The 16,738-nt window shown below is 50.2% G+C and carries 15 protein-coding genes; 2 read left to right on the top strand and 13 right to left on the bottom strand.

All coding sequences use genetic code 11. The features are described from left to right. Positions 1 to 15 precede the first annotated feature (15 nt). Together LKE88_RS12440 and argB are read right to left on the bottom strand one after the other, a co-directional pair. Complete coding sequence (locus LKE88_RS12440; RefSeq protein ID WP_105325945.1) at positions 16 to 1,206, bottom strand: aspartate aminotransferase family protein; 1,191 nt, start codon at positions 1,204 to 1,206, stop codon at positions 16 to 18. Between the two features lie 27 nt (positions 1,207 to 1,233). Next, positions 1,234 to 2,121: an acetylglutamate kinase gene (argB, locus tag LKE88_RS12435; protein ID WP_105325946.1), complete on the bottom strand. Its 888-nt coding sequence runs from the start codon at positions 2,119 to 2,121 to the stop codon at positions 1,234 to 1,236. A 403-nt stretch (positions 2,122 to 2,524) separates the two neighbouring features. On the opposite strand from argB, the gene LKE88_RS12430 reads away from it, so the two are divergent. After that, positions 2,525 to 3,322 (top strand): transglycosylase domain-containing protein, encoded by a 798-nt coding sequence (locus LKE88_RS12430; RefSeq protein WP_276803765.1) that lies wholly within the window; start codon positions 2,525 to 2,527, stop codon positions 3,320 to 3,322. A 595-nt stretch (positions 3,323 to 3,917) separates the two neighbouring features. On the opposite strand, the gene LKE88_RS12425 is transcribed toward LKE88_RS12430, so the two are convergent. From LKE88_RS12425 to LKE88_RS12395, 7 genes are all read right to left on the bottom strand, one after another. After that, complete coding sequence (locus tag LKE88_RS12425) at positions 3,918 to 4,817, bottom strand: AraC family transcriptional regulator (protein ID WP_105325948.1); 900 nt, start codon at positions 4,815 to 4,817, stop codon at positions 3,918 to 3,920. A 136-nt stretch (positions 4,818 to 4,953) separates the two neighbouring features. Continuing rightward, positions 4,954 to 6,381 carry an FN3 associated domain-containing protein gene (locus LKE88_RS12420; protein ID WP_105325949.1) on the bottom strand — a complete coding sequence of 476 codons (1,428 nt, stop codon included), beginning with the start codon at positions 6,379 to 6,381 and terminating at the stop codon, positions 4,954 to 4,956. Positions 6,382 to 6,384: 3 nt separating this feature from the next. Beyond that, entirely contained in the window at positions 6,385 to 6,966 is a 582-nt protein-coding gene (locus LKE88_RS12415) for a nuclear transport factor 2 family protein (protein ID WP_199614653.1), read from the bottom strand. 12 nt (positions 6,967 to 6,978) lie between these two features. Next, positions 6,979 to 7,953 (bottom strand): alpha/beta hydrolase, encoded by a 975-nt coding sequence (locus LKE88_RS12410; protein ID WP_105325950.1) that lies wholly within the window; start codon positions 7,951 to 7,953, stop codon positions 6,979 to 6,981. 267 nt (positions 7,954 to 8,220) lie between these two features. Beyond that, positions 8,221 to 8,967 (bottom strand): peroxide stress protein YaaA, encoded by a 747-nt coding sequence (gene yaaA / locus LKE88_RS12405; protein WP_105325951.1) that lies wholly within the window; start codon positions 8,965 to 8,967, stop codon positions 8,221 to 8,223. Next, positions 8,967 to 9,419, bottom strand: a complete 453-nt coding sequence (gene bcp, locus LKE88_RS12400) for a thioredoxin-dependent thiol peroxidase (protein WP_105325952.1) — start codon at positions 9,417 to 9,419, stop codon at positions 8,967 to 8,969. Before bcp ends, yaaA begins: the two co-directional genes overlap by 1 nt. Before the next feature lie 20 nt (positions 9,420 to 9,439). After that, complete coding sequence (locus tag LKE88_RS12395; protein ID WP_105325953.1) at positions 9,440 to 10,888, bottom strand: phosphoglucose isomerase-related protein; 1,449 nt, start codon at positions 10,886 to 10,888, stop codon at positions 9,440 to 9,442. A 175-nt stretch (positions 10,889 to 11,063) separates the two neighbouring features. Between LKE88_RS12395 and LKE88_RS12390 the strand changes: the two genes are divergently transcribed. Then, a complete protein-coding gene (locus LKE88_RS12390; RefSeq protein WP_105325981.1) occupies positions 11,064 to 12,056 on the top strand; it encodes a helix-turn-helix transcriptional regulator in 993 nt (330 codons plus the stop codon). A gap of 214 nt (positions 12,057 to 12,270) precedes the next feature. Here LKE88_RS12390 and hxsC read toward each other — a convergent pair whose 3' ends face one another. The 4 genes from hxsC to LKE88_RS12370 all read right to left on the bottom strand — a co-directional run bounded on the left by hxsC (position 12,271) and on the right by LKE88_RS12370 (position 16,583). After that, a complete protein-coding gene (gene hxsC / locus LKE88_RS12385; RefSeq protein ID WP_158572375.1) occupies positions 12,271 to 13,380 on the bottom strand; it encodes a His-Xaa-Ser system radical SAM maturase HxsC in 1,110 nt (369 codons plus the stop codon). Beyond that, a complete protein-coding gene (hxsB, locus tag LKE88_RS12380) occupies positions 13,368 to 14,825 on the bottom strand; it encodes a His-Xaa-Ser system radical SAM maturase HxsB (protein ID WP_118287288.1) in 1,458 nt (485 codons plus the stop codon). The genes hxsC and hxsB overlap by 13 nt, the downstream gene beginning before the upstream one ends. After that, the gene (locus LKE88_RS12375) at positions 14,822 to 15,142 is read right to left on the bottom strand and encodes an HxsD-related protein (RefSeq protein ID WP_147351169.1); all 321 of its coding nucleotides are present in this window, start codon (positions 15,140 to 15,142) and stop codon (positions 14,822 to 14,824) included. Before LKE88_RS12375 ends, hxsB begins: the two co-directional genes overlap by 4 nt. A gap of 94 nt (positions 15,143 to 15,236) precedes the next feature. After that, the gene (locus tag LKE88_RS12370; RefSeq protein WP_146109029.1) at positions 15,237 to 16,583 is read right to left on the bottom strand and encodes an ISL3 family transposase; all 1,347 of its coding nucleotides are present in this window, start codon (positions 16,581 to 16,583) and stop codon (positions 15,237 to 15,239) included. Between the last annotated feature and the right edge of the window lie 155 nt (positions 16,584 to 16,738).

Genomic DNA, 16,738 nt, shown 5'->3' with positions numbered 1-16,738 from the left:
TTCCCCTCGTTTTCTTTAGAAGTCTGCCAGGAGTTCATCCAGACCCTGGAGCAGTTTGTCGATGTCTTGTTCGGTAATAATCAGCGGCGGTACAAAACGCAGGACGTTCCCCGCCGTGCAGTTGATGATAAGGCCTTTTTCCAGGCAGCCCTTTACCAGGGAGGCGCCGGGTTTGGAAAGCTCCGCCCCCAGGATCAGGCCCATGCCTCTTACGTCGGTGATTTTGTCCGGATACTTGGCCTGAAGGCCTTTCAGCCCGGCCTTAAAGTATTCGCCGGTTTTGGCAGCCTGCTCGTCTAGGTGCAGCTTCTTCATTTCGCTGATGGCCGTATAGCAGGCGGCGCAGGACAGGGCGTTGCCGCCGAAGGTGGACCCGTGGTCCCCAGGGGCGAACACGTGGGCCAGACGCTCGGTGACCAGGAAGGCTCCCATGGGGAAGCCGCCGCCGATGGCTTTGGCGGTGGTCATTACGTCGGGCTTAACGCCGCTGTACATCCAGGCAAACCAGAAACCCGTGCGGCAGACGCCGGTCTGGATTTCGTCAAACATCAGGAGGGCATCGTGCTTCTGGCACAGCTCCTTGGCTTTTTCCAGGTAGCCGGCCGGAGGTACGTGGACCCCGCCTTCCCCTTGGATGGGCTCCAGCAGCACGCCGCAGACCTCATCGTCCATGGCCGCTTCCAGAGCCTTCACGTCCCCAAAGGGCACGTACACAAAGCCTTCCGGCAGAGGGTTCAGCCCTTCGTGGTAGTGTTCCTGGCCGGTGGCGGTCAGGGTTTCCATGGTGCGCCCGTGGAAGGAATCCAAGGCGGTAATGATCTTGAATTTCTTGGGGCTCTTTTTCACGCCGTATTTCCGGGCCAGCTTGATGGCCCCTTCGTTGGCTTCGGCGCCGCTGTTGCAGAAGAACACCCGGTCGAACTGGGCGGCTTCGCACAGCTCCTTGGCGGCCTTGGCCTGGATTTCGGTGTAGAACAGGTTGGAGCAGTGCAGCAGCTTGCCAGCCTGTGCGCTCACGGCGTCCACCAGGGGCTTGTAGTTATAGCCCAGGGCGTTGACGGCAATGCCGGCCAGAAAGTCGGTGTATTCCTTGCCGTCGGCGTCGTAAAGATGAACCCCTTCCCCGTGGTCCAGGGCAATCTGGTTTCTGCCAAACACCGGCAGATAATAATGGTCCGTTTGTTCAATAATTTCTTTTGTATTCATCGGCACAATCTCCTGTATATTCTTGCATTAGTCTCTGACCACTTCGGTACCCACGCCCTTGTCGGAGAAAATCTCCTGGAGGATGGAGTGTTCCTGGCGGCCATCGATGATGTGGGTCTTCACAGCGCCCCCGGACAGGGCGGCGATGCAGGCCTTCACCTTGGGGATCATGCCCCCGTCGATGCTGCCCTTCACAATCAGTTCCTGGGCCTTTTCAAAGGTCAGGGTGGACAGGAAGGTGGACTCATCGTTGTGGTCTTCGTAGATGCCCTTCACGTCGGTGAGCATCAGCAGCTTTTCGGCCTTCAGGGCCCCGGCTACCTCGCCGGCTACGCTGTCGGCGTTGATGTTGTAGGTCTCCCCGTCTTCCCCAATACCGGTGGGGGCAATGACGGGAATGTAGTCATGGGCCAAAAGCAGGTTGATCAGGTCCGTATTGACCTTTTCCACCGTGCCCACGTAGCCGATGTCCACCAGGTTCACCTGGCCGTTTTCGTACACATCAGCCAGATGTTTCTTGGCTTCCAGCAGGCGGGCGTCCTTGCCGTTCAGGCCAATGGCGTTGCCCCCCAGAATATTCAGGCGCCGCACCAGGTCAGTGTTGGTTTTGCCCACCAGGGCCAGTTCGGCGATTTCCACCGTTTCTTTATCGGTAACCCTAAGACCGCTGACAAACTCGGATTTCTTGCCGGCTGCCTTCAGCATGGCGGTAATTTCCGGGCCGCCGCCGTGGACCACCACCGGCTTCATGCCGGCGCAGTGCAGGAACACGATATCTTCCAGCACCTTGTTTTTCAGCTCATCGTTCAGCATGGCGTTGCCGCCGTATTTCACCACAACCGTTTTGCCCTTGAAAGCGCTTAAATATGGCAGTGCTTCAACTAAGATATTCATTTCGTTGTTTTTTATCTGCATATTTCTTCCTCCTCAAAATGGGTTTCCCGTTTTGTCCGACCCTCATCGGTAGTCGGAGCCATAGTTGGCACGCTTCACCAGGACACGAGTTTTTCCGTCGTTCACCCTCGGCTGCGGGCAGGGGAAAACGACCTTTACCACTATGCAATTGTCCAAGCCGTCATCCCCTCCTTTGTCCTTATGGTGAATTATTATACACTTTCGTGCATAAATTCGCAACCGTTTTTTCCACTTTTTTTAGGAATTTCCTGTCCTGATAGTACTATTATTATAAGCCTTTCAGCAGGAATCTACACGTTTTTGGTGAATAAGTTCAGAGAAAATTGTTATAATAGGAAAGAACAAGCGTTTTTTCTATTTTTTTGCAAAATCCGGCCCTGCGCCCTACCTAACAGGAGGTCTTATGCGGAAACTGCTTTATCTTCTCATTCTGCTCTCAGCTGCACTCTGCTACTATCTTACCCGCCCTGTGGTGCATACGGGGGCCGGCCCTGCCCCGGTGCCCGCCTACGCTGCTGCCGCGGCGGCCCAGGAGGACCCGCTCACCCGGCTGCTGCCGGGAATCGACGTGCCCCGGCCCCTGCGCCTGGTGTACCGGTCCTGGCACCTGAAGGAAATCACCCGGAGCCGGATCCCGGCGGAAGACTGGGTCCCCTTAAAACGGATGTCCCCCTGGCTGCCCAAAGCCCTGGTGTCCGTGGAAGACAAACGGTTCTACTCCCACCACGGCATTGACCCGGACGGCATTTTCCGGGCCATCCTGATGAATATCCAGGCAGACGAGGTAGTAGAAGGCGGCAGCACCATCACCCAGCAGGTGGTGAAAAACAACCTGCTCACCTCAGAACAGTCCCTGGAACGGAAAATCCTGGAAGCAGGACTGGCGCTGGTGGTGGAAATCCACTACAGCAAGGACGAAATCCTGGAAATGTACCTGAATACCACCTTCCTGGGCGCAGGCGCCACCGGCGTGCAGCAGGCCAGCGAAACCTACTATGGCCTGGAGCCCAGCCAGCTTTCCCTGTCCGAGGCCGCTGCCCTGGCCGGCCTCCCCTACGCCCCCTCGGCCCTGAACCCCTTTGACAACCCGGAAGGCTGCCGGGAGCGGCGGAACCTGGTACTGGAACGGATGAACGAACAGGGCATGATTACCGAAGGAGAAATGCGGGAAGCCCAGCGGCAGGGGCTGCATTTGCGGTGATTTGAAATGAAACTTCTATCGGCGCCTTGTGGCTCCACTTCCTACAGTGGTTCGCTGCAAGCCAGAGTGGTTCGCGGCTCGCTGCGCAACTTCACCCTGCGGGTTTGCTTTGCAGGCCGCTATCACATGGGTCGCGTATTCCAAATATCTTTTGGGTAATTTATGACGATATTTGGACGCGACCACAACGTTTGCAGAAAGCATTCTATTCCGCTACTTGTCAAGTAATAAAGTCAGGTAGTGCAGATATTTGCAAACTATGTTGCTTTGCTATACCCGTTTAGTACATGACTCGTAGTGGTCTAAGACTGGCCCCTTCAAGAGTTGCGCTCACATCCAAGAGCATGTCAGTTTATCAAAATGCTCTTGGCTAATGTGAGCCATGTGATAGCAGCCCAAGAAGCAAGCCCGCAGGGCGCGGCTGATTGGAGCGCTGCGAACCACTAAGGGGCTGGCAGTCCGTAGGACTGACTGAGGACGTTTATTAGATACTGTTATAAAAAGTAAAAAAACGGCTGGCGAACTTTTTCTGTTCTCGCAAGCCGTTTTTTCTTTCGGGGATAAGTATTATTTCACACCCTCTATTTTCTTTTCTTCAACTATACTCTTCCAGCAACCGTTTGCTGTCCTCTTTGGGAGGATAGCCAAACATCCGGGCATATTCCCGGCTGAATTGGGAAGGGCTTTCGTAGCCCACCCGGAAGGCCACATCGGCAGCTTCCGCCGTTCCTTTTAACAGCAGCAGCCGGGCTTCCTGAAGCCGCAGCTTCTTTTGGAATTGCAGGGGGCTCATGGCGGTAACTTCCTTGAACTGCCGATGCACGGTGGGCACACTGACCCTGGCTTTTTGCGCCAGTTCCTCCACCCGGATGGTTTCGTTATAATGCGCAATAATATACTGAACAATTTCCTGCATCTGATAGGCCTTGCTGTCCTTCAGGGCAAATTGCCGCAGACTGGCTCCCTGGGGGCCCAGCAGCAGGTAATAAAGGATTTCTCTGGTATAAAGCGGCGCCAGCACCGGAATATTTTCCGGGGTATCCACCAGACGTACCAACCTTGCCATAGCATCCATCAAAGGCAGTTCCAAAGGACTCACATAAATGGCCCGGTCCTGCTTCTTTTGGGGCTTCTCCCCAGGAACCGCCGGCAGCAGCTCCACCAGCTGGTCCAAAGTAAATTCCAACTTCAGGGAAATATACGGCTCTTCCCGGGTGGCTTCCAGAATCTGCCCTGTCACCGGCAGTCCCACTGCGGAAACCAGGTAGTCCGAAGGGCCATACTGAAAGCGTTCCTCGGCCAGGCCGATTTCTTTTCGCCCCTGAAGAATGATGCAAAGGGAAGGCTTTTGGAATAGGGCCTCCGGTTCCGTGGTGACATACTGCCGCACAAAATACAGGGAAGGGACCGCCGTTTGAATCCAGCTGTTCTCCTTTACCTGGCGTTCCACAATGCCAGCCAGTTCTTTTCGATATGCAGCCAGTTTGTCTTCCATACGCTCTCTCCCTTCTGCCGGCAGGCCTTTTCTGCCCAGCCCAACCGGTCTTCTCCGCCATATTGTAGCAGTTCTTCCCCGGCCCCGGCAAGTCCGGCTGGGTCCTTGTCCAGCGCCTGGAGCTGATTGCCGCTGCTTATAATTTCGGATAAACTCTGGTCTTAGGCCCCAGATAGCCTTTGATGATTTTTGGAGGATTTTCCAGGGCATCTTTTGCGTGGAGATATTTGGGGTTAATGGCCACACTGTTGGGATCCACCCGGTAGTCCCCATAGCCAAACATGGTGGTGGAACCATAGGTGGATTCCGGCGGTCTGATAGAGGGCACCAGAGCGCTTTCACCTCTGTCCAGGGCATCCTTCACAGTAGCAATGAGATTATCCAAATACTTGATGTCCAGCGGCAGGGGATTGTGGCCGGTGAAAATACGTTTTGCCCGTCCGTTCAACTTGTGCTTCAGGTCCACCAGGGCCGTGTAATACCGGTCCATGGAGCATTCCAGCCCCACGTCGTCCAACAGTCCGGAGTTGGGGCCGAGGGGGTCGTTGCTGCCCAGGGAATCGGAGGAGTACAGGTCCCCTGTCTTTGCGTCCAGCAGCACCAGGCTTCCCACCGTATGGCCGGGAACAGCGTAGGCTGTCAGCACCGTATTGCCCAGGTCGAATTTGTCTCCCTCTTGAGGATCCAGGGTACCTTGGGGAATGTTGTCCCCAAACCAGCTCAGGTCCTTGTGGGGCACATACACCTTGATATGTTTATCCAGGAAGTTTTGGGTCTGGGCAGCATGGTCTGCGTGCCCATGGAGGGAAATCACGTCAAAGGGCAGTCCCCCGTCCAGCTTTTGAATCAGGGAATACAAATCCCCCTTGGCGTCCAGGCCGCTGTCAATGAGCAGAGCCCGCTGGGAGCCCACCACCAGGAACATATTGACCCGGGCGTAATCTGAGATTCGAATCAGGGCAGGGGTATCAGGGGCCGCTTCCCGGAGCACCTCATAGCTGAAGTACCCAGGCTGGTGTACCACAAAATTATACCTGAGGGTGGCCACGTCACTGGGAGCCGCACCCTTGGAAAAGGCAATGGCCTTGACCACTACGGTCTTCTCCGTCCCGGGTTTCTGGCTGGCCCCGGCGCCGAATTCCAAAATGGGGATGGCACCCTTGGCAGGGTCAAACACCGGACTGTCCTGGGTGGGCTTCGTACCGTCCAGGGTATAATGGATCTCCGCCCCTGGGGTGGCGGACCCTAGCCGGATATGGCTGTAGCTGATTTCGTAGGTGCCCGGCATAGGATACGCCCCGGGCTGGGCGGTTTTGGCCTGGCTGGTCCGAACGGGCAGAGCAACACCAGAAAGGGCGCGCTGACCGGTCCCAGCGGTACTGGGGCTCCCGTTCTCCTTTGCCAGAAGGGCCTGGACAAGCGCGGCCTGCCCAGCCCCCACCGTCTGCGCTGCCGGCTGTGCAGCCGCGGCCAGAGCTACAGGCACGTCACCGAGCTGGCCAAAAAAGCCAAAGGCTGCTGCAAAACCGGCAGCCACAATTCCTGCCTGCATTGCCTTTCGCATGCTTTACCCCTCCTGTTTCGTCAGCGGCAAATCGCCGTATTCCGTCCAGACAAAATCGGCCATCCTTTTCTTGATCAGCCATTTGCCGTCCTGTTTTACGTAGGTATCGTGGTAGCGGGTACCCCCGGAACGTTTCACCTGTCTGCCGTTTTGGGTGCTGATCAGCACCACGTAGCAATAGCTGGTGCCCGTTGCCGTATTGCCCTTGATATCCACCACCTGCTGGCCGTTGATGTGGTATACCACGTCCTGGGTTTTCAGGAAATCATCAAAGGCTTTGCCAATGTTCTCCCGGCCGGTCAGTGAGGTCATCAGTTTCCCATCGGAATAATTCTCCACCACCGCATCCTTTGTAAAAAGGGCTTCCTGGGCAATGCCATTTTTCTCATCGGCTAGGATGGAAAAGGTGTCCACCAGTTCCTTTAGGGCCAGCTTGTCCGCCAGGACGCTGGTGGCTTCCCTATTAGAGGTTGCACCCGCCTGTACCGCCGCCGCTTCCACTGCCGGCATAGGAGCCGGCTGTCCAAAAAGTACCAGGAGGGCTGCCAGTCCTGCTGCGGCCCCCAGCTTCGTCATTTTTCTCATAGGAATTCCTCCTTATTTTTTGTTTTTCAAATTTTTATCCAGAAAAGCCAGAATCACCTGCTCCACTTCTGGCTGGGCCCAATAATGGTCCGCATGCCCCGCGCCCTCTACCACATAACGCTGGGCGGGAATGCCTTTTTCCTGCAAAGCGTTGTAGAGCAGTTCGGTTTGACTGGGTGAAACCACCTGGTCCTTGTCCCCATGGAGCAGCAAAAACGGTGCCGTTTTGGGTGAAATATACGTTACCGGATTGGCGGCTTTCACCGTGCTTGGAGTAGCCTGGACGCTGCCGCCCCCTTTGTCCGAAAAGGAAGTGCCGTTGATAAACAACGCCTGAAGTGCGGCCGGGGATGCGTGGCGCTGCTGTTCCTCCTTGGAGAAATCCGCAGCTACCTTGCTAAGGTCCGAAAGCCCATAGATATCAATGGCGGCCTGCACGTCACTGCTTTGGTCCAGATTGTCCCCCTGGTCAAAGGCCTTGTACCCGTTGGAGGTGCCCACCATAGCGGCCAGGTAGCCGCCAGCGGACTCACCCATGACCGCCATACGATTGGGATCAATATTAAAGTCCCGGGCATGGGCCCGAAGATACCGGAGGGCCGCCTTCACGTCCACCACTGGGTCAGGAAACATCCCATTGGGAATCACCCGGTACTCTACACTGGCCACAAAATACCCGTGCTCTGCCAGATGCACCCGCTGCTGCAAATAATTTTCTTTGGGCGAAGCCGTGAACCCCCCGCCGGTAACAAACACCACCGCCGGCAGCTTTTCCTTGCTTTCCGGCTGCAAAATATCCATTTTCAAAAAGCTCTTGGGCCAATCAAAATACTGGGCATACGTAATATCCGAAATGGCCCGGACCTGCGGCCGGGTGAGACTGAATTTCAAGTGCTGGCTGGGAGCCGCTGCTTCCCCAGGCACCATTAGGCCCGTAAGGCCCGTCAGCAGGACTGCCAGGATATAAAACAACCTTTTTCTCAGCATTTCGCCGCTCCTTTCGTTTCCATTTGGCTATCTATTGCATCAAGGGGACAAAGGAGAAAAGCCCCACCCCCTTGTTGTTTTTCCAGCTTTCCCTACTGTTATTATGGACCTTTGAGACGCCCTGCCGGTAGACCATTTCTCTCACTGCTCTTGCCTATTCCTATCATTTTTAAAAAATTGGAACTGCCTGCAGCCCTGCTTCCTTTTTCCATCCCATAAAAAACGACCTGCCAGCTCTTCTTGAGTTGGCAAGTCGTTTTTTGCTTTTTATTTCTTCAAAAACACCCATTCTTCCGGGGTAGACCGGGCTGCGTCATACTGGTAGCCGCCGCTGCCGTGGAACTGCTGCAGCACTTCCGGGTCGTCCGAGCCTTCCTGGGCCAGGTACCGGACCATTTCCCCCCGGGCAATTTTCACGTAGACGCCTTTTTGGACGATTTTCTCCCCTGCCAGCTCCCCAAAGGTGCAGGTAATCAGCTGGTCCTGGGGCGTCAGATGCGGGGTAATGGCTTTGCTGTATTCTTTGGAGGCCAGGTTCACCACAATCCGGCTTTCGTCCAGCAGGGCCTTGTACAGCTTGTCCCCCCAAAAGGCGTACAGGTTTTTGGTGCCCGCCACCTGGGCTTTGGCCTGCATTTCCAGCCGGTAGGGCACCACCCCGTCCAGGGGCCGCAGGAGCCCGTAAAAGCCGGACAGAATCCGCAGGTGCCTGCTGATATAGGCCAGCTCCTGATCCGCAAAGACCACCGGCGCCATGTACTGGTACTGGATGCCCTGGTAGGCCAACAGGGCCGGAGAACGGAAAGTTTCCCGGTCCATAGCAAGAAGCCGCTCATGGTTCAGCTGGGCAATTTCGTCATTGCAGCCCCAAAGCCGGGTCTGCTGCTCCAGCGTCAGAGCCTGCAAATAGTCCTTCACCTGCCGGGCTTCCCTGAGGAAGGCGGGCTGGCTCAGGGGCAGAGTATTCTCCCGGTCTTCCTGCATTTTTTTCGCCGGGGAGATGATGATGCGCATTACAGTTCGGCCAGCATCTGGGCCGGGTTATCACCGGGTTTCACCTTGTCCAGGGCCCGGGTAATGATGCCGTTTTCGTCAATGAGATAGGTGGAGCGCACCACACCCATGGAAACCTTGCCGTACAGTTTCTTTTCCTTCCACACGTCGTAGGCCTGGATCACCGTCTTTTCCGGGTCCGACAGCAGGGTAAAGGGCAGGTTGTATTTCTCCTGGAACTTTTTGTGGGAGGCCACGCTGTCCTTGCTGACCCCCAGCACCACGGCGCCCTTTTCGGTAAACTGGGGATACAGCTCCCCAAAGCCGCTGGCCTGACGGCTGCACCCCGGCGTATTGTCCTTGGGATAAAAATACAGCACCACTTTTTGGCCCCGATACTCTTTCAGAGAATGCATTTGTCCGTCCTGGTCCGGCAGGGTAAAATCCGGAGCCTGGGTTCCAACTTCCAGCATAGCTATCCCTCCTTGGGTTCTTAGGCGTTGTCCGCCATTTTATTGCGCATAATGCGCTTGTAGATTTCCACGCCTGGCTGATCGTAGGCGTCCACATCGGCCAGTTCCCCTTCGTAGGCGATGCTCAGCATCAGGAAGAAGAACAGCTGGCCCAGAAAATATTCGTTCATGTAAGGCAGATTGTAGCGGGCACTGAGCCGGTGGTCACCGGCCAGGGCTTCCTCGTTGGCTTCCAGGGCAATCTGCAGGGCCCGGCCCACGTCCATTCCCTCGTACCGCTGGTAGCCATCGATTTCCGGGAAGGAGTTGTGGATGAACACCTTGTTTTTCATATCGTTGATGAACAGGAATTGGACCACCTTGTCCCGGCGGCCGTCCTGGTGGAGCTGGGTCTGGGCGTGCATATCCGTGGTGCCAATGGCCACCACCGGCGTGCGGCCGTAGAACACCGGGTTCCCCTTCCGGTCCAGACGCTTGCCCAGGGATTCTGCCAAAAGCTGCACATACCATTCCCCCAGGGCCTTCAGCCGCATGGCGTAGGGCATCATAATTTCAATATGGCAGCCGTGGAACTGGGCCGCAGCATATTTCAGCACCGCATTATAGAAGGCCGGGTTTTCCTGGGGCTTTTCGCTTTGGCACCATTGGTCCATATCCCGGGCCCCCTGGAGAAGTTCTTCCAGGTGCATGCCCAGTACCGCAGCCACAATCAGTCCCGGGGTGGACAGCACGCTGAAGCGGCCGCCAATGCCCACCGGCACGTCGAAAATCGGCCAGCCGTACTTCCGGGCCAGACGGTTGAGCGGCCCCTGTTCCAGGGTCTTGTCCGTGACCACCGCCACCCCCATGCGGAACAAGGTCCGCTGCTTTTCCAGGGTATCATAGAAATACAGGAAGGCCGTGGTGGGTTCCAGGGTGGTGCCGGATTTGGAAATGGGCACCAAAAGCACCTGCAAAGGCCGGCGCTCGCCATTGCGTACCTGCTGGGCCTGAAGGAGCAGCTGGTTCATCACAGAATCCAGGTCCTCTGCGTCCAGGTTGTTGCCGCTAAAGAAAATCCGGGGCATCCGCAGCCCGTCTTCCCGGGCCCAGTATTCACTGGTGAAGCAGTCGTAGAGCACCTTGCCCCCCAGGTAGGAGCCCCCTACCCCGCAGAAGACCACCGCATCGTACTTGCTGCGTACCTTCTGGCCAAAGTCCGTCAGCTCCTGGAGCAGCTCCTGGGTATTGGGGTAGCCTTTTTGGAGATAGGGCAGCCGGGTAAAATACACCGGTTCCGGGGTACCGTCCTTGGACAGATGGTGCACCGCCTGCCCGGTTTCCCGGATCAGCCGCAGGCCCTGGGCTGCCGCCGTGATTTTATTTTGTAATTGGTCCAGTTCTTTGTCCGTCACCTGCTCTGGTCCCAGCATATTGGTGAAATCCAGGCAAAAGCCGGAAGGCAGGGTGATGCTTTTTCGTAGTTCCATAGTGGTTCGCTCCATCTCTCTGGAAAAATACTTTGCTATATTTATAATGATACCATGTTCTTACTCTATGGGCAAAAATTTCCTCATGAATCCCGGAAAAATAAAAAAAATGGATACCCGTTTTGGCCAAAATATGGTATGCTTTTTTCAGATATTTAAACAGGAGGCAGCGATTATGACCAAGGGCGTTAACCAAAAGCTCAAACTTCTTCTTTTATATCAATATTTCACCCAGGAAACAGATGCCGACCATGGGGTAACCCTGGCAGACATTACTGCATTTTTGGCCAAACAGGAAATCCATGTGGACCGGAAGACCCTGTACCAGGATTTCGAAGAGCTCCGGGCCTTTGGTCTTGATATTGCAGCCAGCAAGGAAGGCATCCGCTACACCTACCGGCTGATCAATCCCCAATTTGAACTGCCGGAACTGAAAATGCTCATCGACTCTGTCCAATCGGCCAAGTTCATTTCCGATACCAAGTCCAAGGAACTCATTGCCAAGCTGGAACGGCTGGCCAGCAAGCCCATGGCCAGAAACCTGCGGCGCCAGGTACTGATTACCGGGCGGACCAAAACCATCAACCGCAGCGTCTACTATACCATCGACCGGCTGCACCAGGCCATCAACAGCGGAGTCCAGGTTTCCTTCCATTATATGAAATGGAACATCCACAAAACCCTGGTGGCCCGTAACCACGGCCGCCGCTTCCTGGTCAGCCCCTGGGCCATGGTCTTAAACGACGACAACTACTACCTGGTGGCCTACGAACCCATCGACGACTGCATCAAACACTACCGGGTGGACAAGATCAAGGACCTGGTCCAGCTGGAAGAACCCCGGGAAGGCCAGGAAGAATTTGAGAAATTGGACCTGGCCCGCTACGCAAATATGCATTTTGGCATGTTCAACGGAGAAACCGTGAAGGTTGACCTGCGGGCCAAAAACGGCCTGGTAGGCGTACTCATCGACCGGTTTGGCCAGGACGTAATGATTATCCCCGATGGACCGGATCACGTAACGACCACCGTAGAAGTGGCCGTCAGTCCCCAATTCCTGGGCTGGATTACAGCCCTGAAGGACGGCGTAGTCATCACCGGACCGGAAAAAGTCCGGGACGAAATGCGGGAGCTGGGCCGGCTGCTGCTGCATCTGTATCGGGACTAAATAAGTAAAATTGAAATCTCCTGCTCAAGATCATACAGATTTTGGGCAGGAGATTTCAATTTTGTGAATTGCTCCACGGTCTAGCGCCGGTTCTTTCCCCTGATTTTTTGTTGTACTCAGGAAGAAGAATAAGAACAACTTTCAAATATAATAGACGAAAAGACTATAATTGCGTTTACTTCAAGTAGAATCCTTGGTATATATTGTACTTATCTTAAATTGCATGTATTCCATCTGGAATTTTTTTTGAACTAGTAAAAATTCCGTTACATTCATCTCTCATAGTACATGATTGACATTCAGGAATAAAGCCTTGTTTCCACTGAGATATACTAAAAGTACTATATTTTCTTATTTCGTAAGGTAATAGGCATAAAGGAAGATTGTAAATTGATACAGGTATATCCCGATAATCCAATATTTTGGTTGCTTCAATTAATTCTTGCATATATGATTTTGGTTCGATCCATACATCCTCTATATTGTCGTATGCTCTTCCACACACTTCCATCCCCATTAATGCCACATGCACAGCCATTGGTAAATTCCACCCAATAAAATTTGCCAATTCAGTTAAATTAAACACATTTTTACTAGTGAGGACGATTCTAATTTCTATAGGAACTCTAAATGCAGATAAATTATATATTCCGTTTATAGTTTCTCTAAAAGCACCTGATACCCCTACGATTCTATCATGTACTTCTGGAATAGAAGAATACAATGGAATCGCATATACAGTATTAAAAGGAGCCCTATCTATAAAACTTTGGGTAAAAGACTTATTATTAAATTTTCTCCCATTGGTCAAAATAATTGGTTCTACATAGGTGTATCTTTTCAAGGTCTCCATAATTTCAAATATCTTAATTCCTACAGTAGGTTCCCCACCAGAAATACATATTTCTCTCAAGCTTTTTTTAGGAATGCATGATAAAATTTCAAGGACCTCATCGGAGTAATCAAGCGGGGTTTGAGGTTGTGGGCACATAATACATTGAGAATTACATGCTTCAGTTACAAACAGTACATTTTGTGTCGAACTAGCATTAAATACACGTTTCACTGTACCATCAGGGCATAATTTTAATATATCTCCATCATTAATATCCAACATTCCTTCTTCCGGTAAATTATAGATAATTGGATATGGTGTATTTACATGTTCAAGCATAGATATACTAGCAAACCTGTATACTTCATTTATTTTTTTTGTTTCTTTAATATACTTAGGCTTAATCCAATTCAATATATTAGACTTATGTGAATACGAAGCAATAATGGGATTAGTAATATTTTTAGCTATACCCTTTATTTGCCACATTGCCATTCCTCCATAGGTCTTCTAAATACCCAAGACCATAATACTGCAATTGTTTTGGGATCATTTTCTTTAATTAAATCCAAAATTACTTTTATCATTCCCTTATTTTTTTCACAAAATTGACTTATATACCGCTTGCCTAATAAATCCCCTGATTCAACAAAATTTCTAATTGGATCAGCACCACAGTATTGCTGATAGGCACATGTCCAACATCCTGGCATGCATTCAACGCAACTATTTAAAACCAACTCTTTTATCATGGAGGAATTAAAAATATCTAAATACGCATCTTCACATACATTTCCCATTTTAAAACTGGTGTCTCCCATTGTTGCTAACATTCTAGCTTCATCAGTGGGATATACATCACCATTATAATAATATATTGCTCCAGAAATACCTGCTCCTGCCGGAGATTGCAAATCAACAAATCCGGTAGAAAAAGGAGTCATAATGCGTTGAAACAGTAAAGCTGCATAGGATTCTATAAAAAATATCCCCTTTTTATTGAGTTCTATGATGTAATGAAGAGCCTGCCTATATTTTTCTAAAAACTTATTCGTAGAATATCCTAAATCATTTTTATTTTTTACTGCGTATCCATATGGATTAAGCGCCCTGATAAATATATTACCAAAGTCATGCTGTACATAATAATCAATTACTCTCTCCAAACAATCGATGTTATCTTTTGAAACGGTTAACAATGCATTTACAGCAGAACCCTTCATTATTTCTCTTGCTCTACTCAAATTACTTGTAAAACAATCATAAGCACTTTTTCCATTTCTTCCTTTTCTATGCAAGTCATATAATTCTTTAGGCCCATCGCATGATGTAGAAATACCGACATGATGTCGATTTAAAAACTCTAATTGAGCATCCGTTATTTCAAATAAATTAGTACAAATTACAAAAGTGAGACGTTTAGAAGGCAGCTTTTTAACTCTTTTTTCACCTTCTATTACAAAGAATTCCAATACAGGCCAATTTAATGAGGGCTCACCTCCTTGAAATTCTATTTTTATATCATCAGAAGGAGATTGTAAAATAATATCTAATGTCTTGTCAGCAATTTCAAGTGACATATCAGTGTTTTTGCAAGATATTCCTTGTGAACTTGCATGGCAATAATCACATAAGCAGTTACATCTCAAAGTAAGAACTACCATATGTAAGGAAGTAAAATAATTAAGGTAGCTTTTTCTACTTCTCAACTTTGTTGCTAATAACATTTCTATAGTTTCACTATCTTCACAATTTCCAAGGATGTGGTGTGTATATAATTTTTCTTTTGCACTTATTGTGAGTTTTTCATACTGCTGTGCTGCCAAACATGCAAAATCGTTATATGAGAGAAATACTGCTTCTCCTACAAGATTTACAACTATAAAATCCTCTCCATAATGATCAAAATAAAACGGGTATTCTTGTATATTCATTTATTTATAGTCCTCAACGGAAAAAAGGCTTTTTCGTATATCTGATTTCTAATAGATTGTGTCCTTCTTAAAATATCAATCCGCAGTTGTTCATCAATAAAATCAGCCATAATATTTTCAAGATCTCTTGGCAGCGGCTCCATACCTTCACCTTTATTTTTTACAACAAAAGATATTTCATCCTCTCCAATGGGATTGAATGTTATAAAAAATTTCTTATTATATTTATATGCTATACTAAAAATAGTTTCTCTTTCAAAAAGTTTCTTGCTTAATATAATCTGAAATCCGCCATTTATTTTCTTATAATTTTCCATGTTTTCACCTAATAGGCTCTTCACGTTTTATTGTGGGATGGCAGATTTCTGCCATCCTTCTTTTATGTCTAGCAACATCCCACTGTCGCAATCTCTAGACAGTGCCGTTTCGTATAGATGGTAATGCTGAATATCGAATCAGAGTGAAAAAATATTCATCATTTTTGTATCCATACCCTATTCGTTTTGCAACCTTAATCTTGTTATTGAAGCCTTCAAGCTTTCCTGTGGTAATCGGATGGGCTGAGTGAGCAATCAAACCCTCTTTGCGCTTTCGCTTTAAGCGGGCAAACTTTTGCAGCTGCGGTATGTTGCTCTCCTCGGCTCCTTTAAACCATTTTTCCCATTCTACGGCAGCTAAATCGGGGTTTCTAAGCTCGAATAGATCACTTAGTTCCTCTTTCATTGTATGGCAAACTGTCAAATTTTCATGTTTTTTAAGGATTTCCTTGAGATTTTCTGCCTTTTTATCGCTTAGTGTTTCTTCCTTGCAAAGCAGCGTCCAGCGAGCTTGTTTTACTTCCTTGTAAAGCCGATTCTCCTCTTTAATTGAATCCTCTGCTTTTGTTGCCTGCTCTTCAGCAATATTCTCTGTAATCCCAAGCTTTAGGTTATCGGCTTTCTCTTTGTGCTGTCTTGCTTCCTCCAGCCTTACGGCTCCCAGCACATCTCGTCCATACTGGGCTTGCATATGGTAGCGGTCGTATACTATTGCCGCATGAGGCAGATACTTTTCTACCAGGGTGTTGAACGATGCGTTCATGTCCATTGCGACAGCTTCTACTTCAGACAAATACTCCAGGTCTGTCTCTTCAAAAAACTTTGTAAAGGCAGCTATAGAGCGTCCCGCACCAACCCAGAGGATGTCTCCCATATCAAGGTCCATAACACAGGTTGCGTAAGTATGGCCTTTGTGCATTGCAAACTCATCAACGGCAAGATGCTTAGGACGGTAGCCACTTTTGCGAAGTTCCTCGCTTCGCGTTTTGAGAGCCTCGTCCATAATTTCCTTATGGATTTTAGAAACTGTTCCCCAATGGATACCGGTCAAATCGCTGACTGCTTTAATCGTCATTTGATGCATAAGCAAAATCTTGATCCATAAAGCGGCACGAGAAGTGACTCTGGTTCCAGGATACTTAAAGGTTATGTTTTCATTGAAGGTATGCCCGCATTTTTGGCACCGGTAGCGGTGGAATCTCACACGAAGAATCCGTGGCTTTCCGGGTATCCAGGGCATGTCTTTAAGTGTAGTTACAGGGTTGTCATGGACATGGACCTTACCGCCGCAGCAAGGGCATACAACGTCGGCTGTAGGCCGGGTACTATTTACATCTATGATCTCTTCAAAAAGAGAAGCAATACTCGTAGGAATATTAAAATTGTCCTGTATGTTTTTGCATAAATTTGCTATACTTGAGGTTGAGAGCACGTGGATCATTCCTTTCGTAGTTTTGTCGCTATTACTTAGAATGGAGCATCCCGTGCTCTTTTTCAATACCTTTTTTCAGTTTTTAAATTCTGTCTTAGATTTCGTATCCCCCAATTTTCCGTGATGAGCCAAATAATAGGCAAGCTAAAACGAATTAGCTTGCC

Origin of the sequence: Acidaminococcus hominis (assembly GCF_022484025.1) — a bacterium.
Classification (GTDB): Bacteria; Bacillota; Negativicutes; order Acidaminococcales; family Acidaminococcaceae; genus Acidaminococcus; species Acidaminococcus hominis.
The sequence above is the reverse complement of the archived record's forward strand: the minus strand, read 5'-3'. Positions and strand labels throughout refer to the sequence as shown.

Coding starts and splice junctions, on each gene's coding strand:
- LKE88_RS12440 (WP_105325945.1), bottom strand. CDS start 1,206: ATGAATACAAAAGAAATTATTGAACAAACGGACCATTATTATCTGCCG.
- argB (WP_105325946.1), bottom strand. CDS start 2,121: ATGCAGATAAAAAACAACGAAATGAATATCTTAGTTGAAGCACTGCCA.
- LKE88_RS12430 (WP_276803765.1), top strand. CDS start 2,525: ATGCGGAAACTGCTTTATCTTCTCATTCTGCTCTCAGCTGCACTCTGC.
- LKE88_RS12425 (WP_105325948.1), bottom strand. CDS start 4,817: ATGGAAGACAAACTGGCTGCATATCGAAAAGAACTGGCTGGCATTGTG.
- LKE88_RS12420 (WP_105325949.1), bottom strand. CDS start 6,381: ATGCGAAAGGCAATGCAGGCAGGAATTGTGGCTGCCGGTTTTGCAGCA.
- LKE88_RS12415 (WP_199614653.1), bottom strand. CDS start 6,966: ATGAGAAAAATGACGAAGCTGGGGGCCGCAGCAGGACTGGCAGCCCTC.
- LKE88_RS12410 (WP_105325950.1), bottom strand. CDS start 7,953: ATGCTGAGAAAAAGGTTGTTTTATATCCTGGCAGTCCTGCTGACGGGC.
- yaaA (WP_105325951.1), bottom strand. CDS start 8,967: ATGCGCATCATCATCTCCCCGGCGAAAAAAATGCAGGAAGACCGGGAG.
- bcp (WP_105325952.1), bottom strand. CDS start 9,419: ATGCTGGAAGTTGGAACCCAGGCTCCGGATTTTACCCTGCCGGACCAG.
- LKE88_RS12395 (WP_105325953.1), bottom strand. CDS start 10,888: ATGGAACTACGAAAAAGCATCACCCTGCCTTCCGGCTTTTGCCTGGAT.
- LKE88_RS12390 (WP_105325981.1), top strand. CDS start 11,064: ATGACCAAGGGCGTTAACCAAAAGCTCAAACTTCTTCTTTTATATCAA.
- hxsC (WP_158572375.1), bottom strand. CDS start 13,380: ATGTGGCAAATAAAGGGTATAGCTAAAAATATTACTAATCCCATTATT.
- hxsB (WP_118287288.1), bottom strand. CDS start 14,825: ATGAATATACAAGAATACCCGTTTTATTTTGATCATTATGGAGAGGAT.
- LKE88_RS12375 (WP_147351169.1), bottom strand. CDS start 15,142: ATGGAAAATTATAAGAAAATAAATGGCGGATTTCAGATTATATTAAGC.
- LKE88_RS12370 (WP_146109029.1), bottom strand. CDS start 16,583: ATGATCCACGTGCTCTCAACCTCAAGTATAGCAAATTTATGCAAAAAC.